The 1,522-nt window shown below is 31.9% G+C and carries 1 protein-coding gene and 1 pseudogene; one reads left to right on the top strand and one right to left on the bottom strand.

Annotated elements, in window-relative coordinates; translation table 11 throughout:
• Positions 1–1,148: pyridoxal phosphate-dependent aminotransferase (locus WBN21_RS06325; protein ID WP_424198528.1), on the bottom strand; the 1,148-nt coding region annotated here is incomplete at its 3' end.
• 120 nt (positions 1,149–1,268) lie between these two features.
• Here WBN21_RS06325 and WBN21_RS06320 point away from each other — a divergent pair.
• Positions 1,269–1,522: pseudogene (locus WBN21_RS06320) on the top strand (signaling protein); the annotation flags it as partial.

The raw sequence follows: 1,522 nt of genomic DNA, 5'->3' as shown, positions 1-1,522 counted from the left end.
GCTTTTATTAGGCTTGGTTTGTTAAGTACGTAAGCAATTCTAATTTGGCTTAAACCCATGCCAGGAGTTGAATAAAATCCATCAGCTGGTGCCACCATTATGGTTTCATTATCAACATCAAATTCTTCAAGCAGCCATTGTGCAAATTTATCAGTATTTTTTACGGGTAATTCCACAATACAATAAAATGCACCCTTAGGTTTTGCAACTTTAATACCTTCAATTTTGTTTAATTCGGCTATTAAAGTGTCTCTTCTGCCTACATATTCTTCAATGACATCATCAAAATAACTTTGTGGTGTATCAAGTGCAGCTTCACTAGCTATTTGAGCGTATGTAGGCGGACTTAATCTGGCTTGAGCAAATTTAAGCACGGTTTCCATAACCAGTTTGTTTTTTGAAACTAAGCAGCCTACACGTGCGCCACACATGCTATAGCGTTTTGATACGGAATCGATAATTACAGCGTGCTCTTCAATACCATTTTCTTGCATTATCGAATAATGTTTATTCCCATCATAAACAAATTCTCTATAAACTTCATCTGCAATTAAAAACAAATCATGTTTAATAGCCAGGGACGCTAGTTTTTCTATTTCTTCTTTTGAATACAAGTAACCCGTTGGATTTCCTGGATTGCAAATTAATATAGCTTTGGTTTTAGGCGTGATTAGTTTTTCGAAATCATCAATAGGTGGTAGGGCAAAATTATCATTTATATCACAAATTATAGGAACAACCTTAACTCCTGAAGATCTGGAAAATGCCAGGTAATTGGCATAAAAGGGTTCTGGAATGATAACTTCATAACCTGGATCCATAATGCTACTAAATAAAAAAAGTAACGCCTCACTTGCGCCAGAAGTCACTATAATGTCTTTAAACGAAACATGGATGTTGTTATTTTTATAATACTGAGCTAGTTTTTTTCTGTAGACGTCGGAACCTTCGGATCTAGAATAAGATAAAATCTCAATATCATTATCTTTAACAGCTTGTAAGGCTATTTCAGGCGTTTTAATATCTGGCTGCCCAATGTTTAAGTAATAAATATTTTTCCCTTTTTCAGCAGCTTCTTCAGCAAACGGAACGAGTTTTCGAATTGGTGAAGCAGGCATTTCCTGACCTTTTTTAGATATTGTTGGCATTTATAACTATTTAAGCAACAAAGTTGAGAAAATTATCTTAAAGTTTTTTTAAAAAGTAGTAGTAAATAATTATGTTAAGTTTAAGATTTGTAAATTGATAGGAGAATTAATTACTTCGAAATGCCAAAAAGGATTGTTATTGTATTATTTTTTTTCTGTTTAGGGCCATTAAGCTTTTCTCAAGATAAATTTATTATTCAAAATAAAAATCAATCTGATAAAATTAGATTTAAATTAATTAACAATTTAATTATTTTTCCTGTTGAAATTAATGGTGTAACACTTTCATTTCTGTTAGATACCGGCGTAAGCAAACCTATTATATTTAATTTTTTAAATGTTTCTGATTCATTATTAATTAAGGATGCCGAGAC

Origin of the sequence: Algibacter sp. (assembly GCF_049667265.1) — a bacterium.
Classification (GTDB): domain Bacteria; phylum Bacteroidota; class Bacteroidia; order Flavobacteriales; family Flavobacteriaceae; genus Algibacter_B.
This window is presented reverse-complemented; position numbering and strand designations above follow the sequence as displayed.